The sequence below is a fragment of the Sutterella parvirubra YIT 11816 genome, from assembly GCF_000250875.1.
GTDB classification, from domain to species: domain Bacteria; phylum Pseudomonadota; class Gammaproteobacteria; order Burkholderiales; family Burkholderiaceae_F; genus Sutterella; species Sutterella parvirubra.
Map to the genome: position 1 here is coordinate 41407 of NZ_JH604985.1, position 2963 is coordinate 44369.

General features: G+C 69.1%; 3 protein-coding genes and 1 pseudogene. 1 reads left to right on the top strand and 3 read right to left on the bottom strand.

Annotated elements, in window-relative coordinates:
- From HMPREF9440_RS12015 to HMPREF9440_RS06660, 3 genes are all read right to left on the bottom strand, one after another.
- Nucleotides 1–294, bottom strand: a 294-nt coding sequence (locus tag HMPREF9440_RS12015; protein WP_008542697.1) for a TatD family hydrolase, incomplete at its 3' end; no start/stop codon positions are given.
- A 13-nt stretch (nucleotides 295–307) separates the two neighbouring features.
- Complete coding sequence (locus HMPREF9440_RS06655; RefSeq protein WP_008542699.1) at nucleotides 308–988, bottom strand: ABC transporter ATP-binding protein; 681 nt, start codon at nucleotides 986–988, stop codon at nucleotides 308–310.
- The gene (locus tag HMPREF9440_RS06660; protein ID WP_040764438.1) at nucleotides 981–2237 is read right to left on the bottom strand and encodes a lipoprotein-releasing ABC transporter permease subunit; all 1257 of its coding nucleotides are present in this window, start codon (nucleotides 2235–2237) and stop codon (nucleotides 981–983) included. Before HMPREF9440_RS06660 ends, HMPREF9440_RS06655 begins: the two co-directional genes overlap by 8 nt.
- A gap of 112 nt (nucleotides 2238–2349) precedes the next feature.
- On the opposite strand from HMPREF9440_RS06660, the pseudogene HMPREF9440_RS11490 reads away from it, so the two are divergent.
- Nucleotides 2350–2963: pseudogene (locus tag HMPREF9440_RS11490) on the top strand (hypothetical protein); the annotation flags it as partial.

A 2963-nucleotide genomic window follows, 5' to 3' on the forward strand; every position in this document is an offset into this window, starting at 1 on the left:
CCCCACCTCGCCGATCCCGATGAAGAGGGGATCGGCGAGCAGCCCCGGGAGCATCCCTTCGAACGCGTCGAGGTTCGCCTCCGTCGTCTTCTCCGCCCAGAGCGGATGCACGCCCAACATGTAGGGGAGCCCCCAGCGGTGCGCGTAGCCGCGGCACGCGTCCCAGTTGTCGGGGCCGCCTGCGGTCAACACCATCGAGAGGACGCCCGCGCGCTTCGCCTCGAGGAGCGCCTCGTCGGACCCCGACCAGTCGTCCACCCAGGCGTGGCTGTGCGTGTCGATCAATCCGAGCATGGGCGGACTCCGCTCAGGCCTCTTCGATCCGGCCGCCCGCGAGCGTGAGCGTGCGGTCGCACTTCGCCGCCAAGGCGCGGTCGTGCGTCACGATGACGAGCGCCGTGCCTTCCGTTCGGGCGAGCTCCAGAAAGCGGTCGAAGACCATCGCCGCCGTGTCGCCGTCAAGGTTCCCCGTGGGCTCGTCCGCGAGGACGCACTTCGGGCGCCCGACCAACGCGCGGGCAACGGCGACGCGCTGACGCTCCCCGCCCGAGAGCTGCGAGGGGAGATGCGTGAGCCGGTGGCCGAGCCCCATCTTCTCCAACACCTCCGCCGCGCGCGCCCGGGCGGCGTCCCTCGGTTCGCGCCGGACGATCAAGGGCATCGCGACGTTGTCGACCGCGGAAAACTCAGGCAGAAGATGATGAAACTGGTAGACGAAGCCGAAGGCGGCGTTCCGAAGGCGCCCGCGCTCCTTTTCGCTCATGCCGGAGACGGGGGTGCCGTCCACCGTCACTTCGCCCGCGTCGAACGCGTCCAAAGCGCCCACGGCGTGAAGGAGCGTCGACTTCCCCGAGCCCGAAGCCCCGAGGATCGCGACGGTTTCGCCGCGACGCACCGTGAGGTCGACGCCCTTCAACACCTCCACGGAGGCGTCCCCTTCGCGGTAGGTCTTCTTGAGCCCCCGCACGTCGAGAATCACGTCATTCATAGCGAAGCGCCTCCGCAGGTTGGGTCTTGGCGGCGCGCCAGCTCGGGTAGAGCGTGGCGGCCAACGCCAGAAGGAACGAGAAGACGGCGATCGGCACGACGTCCGACATCCGCGGGTCCGAAGGCATCGAGCTGATGAAGTAGATCTCCTTCGGGAGGAACTGAACGCCCAGCATCGCTTCAATGGAGGAGACGATCACGTCGACGTTGTAGGCAATGCCGAGCCCGGCGGCGACCCCCGCGGCGACGCCCACCAGCGCCACCACCGCGCCCTGCACGACGAAGACCGACATGATGGAGGCGGGCGAGGCGCCGATCGTGCGCAGGATCGCGATGTCGGCCTGTTTTTCCGTCACGGTCATGACGAGCGAGGAGACGAGCCCGAAGGCGCCCACGAGCACGATGAGGAAAAGGATGATCCCCATCATGCGCTTTTCGACCTGCACGGCCGCAAACCACGTGCGGTTCTGCCGCGACCAGTCCGACGCCCACACCGTGGGCGGGAGGTCCGCGACGATCGAGGCGGCAATCTGCGGCGCTTCGTTCATGTCGGCGACCTTCAACCTCAGGCCCTTCGGGCCGCCCGTACGGAAGAGCGCCGCGGCGTCCTCCACGTTGACGAGCGCCATGCTGCTGTCGAATTCGTAGTGCCCGGAGGAAAGGAGCCCCGTCACCGTGAACTGCTTCACGCGGGGGATGAGACCGGCGGGCGTCAGGTTCCCTTCGGGGACCAGAAGCGCCACGCGGTCGCCCACGCCGACGCGCAGGAGCCGCGCGAGGTCGCTCCCCAACACCACGGCGAAGGACCCGGGCTTGAGGCTCTCCAGGCCTTTCCCCGCCACGTGCGCGGCGGCCTCGCTCACGCGGGGTTCGGTCGCGGGGTCGACGCCCTTGATCAAGGCGCCGCGGACGCTTCGCCCGGAAGAAAGGAGTCCCTGCCCCTGCACGAAGGGCGCCGCCGCGACGACGTCGGGGCGGGCTTCGAGCTTCTTCGCCAACGCCTGCCAGTCTTCGAGCGGGCCGTCCGACGAGGTCACCTCGATGTGCGCCACGACCGAGAGCATGCGGTCGCGGACTTCCTTCTGGAAGCCGTTCATGACGGAGAGCACGATGATGAGCGCCGCCACGCCCAGCGCGATCGACGCGACCGACATCGCGGAGATGAAGGAGAGGAAGCCGTCTCGGCGGCGTCCCCGACGGCCCGCACGCGTGTAGGTGAGGCCGATCCAAAGTTCATAGGGAAAGCGCAATCGGGAACCTTTGGATGGTGTGAAAGGGAAGGTTTTCGGATGCCGACCATTCTAAAGGCCGCCGGCGGACCCGCATCCGCCCGCTCTACGCCCCCTTACAATCATGGGCACCATGACTTACAAAGCCTTCATCCTCATTCCCGGCGCGCGCTGGCCCGAGCCCGCCGCGCGGCACCTTCTAGAGACGCTCACGTCGGCCGAACGCGCGATGCTCGACGCCTTCGGCGACGCCGCCGAAGACCCCGTGACGCAGTGGATCGCCCCCGAACCCTTCGGGCGCGCGCCGCACCTCGTCTGGGCCTGGCGCGTGGTCGCGCAGCGCCGCGGCGCCCCCGTCACCGCCCCCTACGCGTGGGTCGCCCAAGGCGGCCCCGAGCAGTCGACCGAAATGTGGGCGCTCACGCCCCTCACCCGCGACGCCGAGGGCCGCGTGGGCGGCGTCTTTCCCATCACGGACGATCTGACGCTCCCGCTCCTCATGCGCCTTTCTCCCGCGGTCGAAGCCGCGGGCGGGCGCCTTCAGTGGAGCGGCGCCGGCCTCTACCTCACGACGAAGACCCTCTGGGACGCCTCGGCCGCGCCGGCCGGATCCTTGGAAGGCCTCCCCTGGGACGAACTCGCGCACCAGCGTGCGGGCACGGACGCGCACAAGCTGGAGGAACTCTCTCTCGCGCTCACCGACGCGGCGAAGGCCGACCCGAAGCTCACAGGCATCGCCGGCTTCTG

Bases quoted from the DNA above. Each gene is read 5' to 3' on its own strand.
- HMPREF9440_RS06655 (WP_008542699.1), bottom strand. From the start codon at position 988: ATGAATGACGTGATTCTCGACGTGCGGGGGCTCAAGAAGACCTACCGC.